Consider the following 1382-nt stretch of genomic DNA (forward strand, 5'->3'; position numbering starts at 1 on the left):
AGGAATTCTTCATAGTCGTCTATTGTCATATTCACTGTGTTTTCAGGGATGCAGTTCATCTTCCAGTTCTCAAGCATTTCTGACTTCAGCGTGATACCTCCATACTTGAGACCCCCACCATTGCATTGATTTAGAGCTTCTGTAAGGTATTGTGAAGGCGGCTTAGAACTGATAGCAATGTTGATCTCGCTCTGTGTCATCGCATAGTTAGCAATCTGATTGTATTTTCCTCTGGTAAGTCCGAATTTCTTCAGGTATTCCTTCGGGAAAATGTGATGAACATCTCCCTTTAGGCTCACAAGATCCGCGACGCAGATATCACGTGAAAGGAAACCCTTGTCTTTAAGCTTCACTTGAGCCGCAAGATAGACATTGAAAGAAGGGCTGCTGGAAACCGAAGTATTCATTTGCTGCGGCAAGCCTACCTCCCAGAAAGCATCCGAGAGCTCTGCTGAAAAGACGTTTTCTATGAAGGTCTTCCCACTCTCATGTATTCTCCTGATATCATAGTCAAAAGTAGATTCGGGAGAACTGGAGTAACGACTCGTGAGAATTGAAAGGACAAACCACTTTCTGACTAATGATTCAATTTCCGCTTGATCGCAATTCATCTCGCGAAGAGTTAAATACATGATGTATGCGAAGTTGATCGAATTCTGGGACCTGATCATAGAACTATCTATGAAACCTGCAGAACGGAGAATCATGATGAACTTCTTGAAGTTGTTTTCATTCATGAAATCCATAACGCCGGTTTTCAATAGATCAAATGAGCGTTCGGAAATCTCCTCTTCGAACTCTCTCGTTTCGAAATTCCTGCCGGAAAGAAGCGCAACCAAATCCTGTAATCTGCCCCTTTTGAATTTCGAAGTGAAAGCTACTCTAAGCATGTCTGTATAAGAAGGATCATACAAGTCATCATTTTCATTCTTTAGCCAAGACATCCTGCCGAAGTAATCAGTCTTGGTGAACTCTTCATCCACCTCCTGGAGTTGTTGATAGAACTCCGGAGCGATGGCCAAATGGCAGAAATAATCTATTGCCTTCCTGAGATTGTTGCCGCCATATGTTTCGTTCACAGAGATCTTCGACATCGCAAAGTCCGCTTGACTAAGCACTGAGCCAGCCGAATTGATTCTTATGAAGATTTCTGTAACCGTTTCGATATCCAGATCGGAATTAAGTTCAATCAAGCCAATCGGGTTATTTACGATGCCTTTTAGTGACTCTAGACTCTCAAAAATCTCGTCTTCGTTCTCAACAGAATTCAATTCGCAGTAATTATTAACCGCCTGAATCAATCTGAAATCAGGTCTGAAGATTGCAGAGATGTCTGGAATCCAGTTCTTATCCTTCCTTATAGCGGGATTAGTAACCTCGAA

1 protein-coding gene is annotated in these 1382 nt (G+C 42.2%); it reads right to left on the reverse strand.

Going from position 1 to position 1382, the window contains the following annotated elements:
- Window positions 1-1382, reverse strand: a 1382-nt coding sequence (locus BG32_RS15605; protein WP_121526751.1) for a hypothetical protein, incomplete at both ends; no start/stop codon positions are given.

The sequence above is a fragment of the Mesotoga sp. HF07.pep.5.2.highcov genome (assembly GCF_003666285.1).
In the GTDB taxonomy this organism is placed as follows: Bacteria; Thermotogota; Thermotogae; order Petrotogales; family Kosmotogaceae; genus Mesotoga; species Mesotoga prima.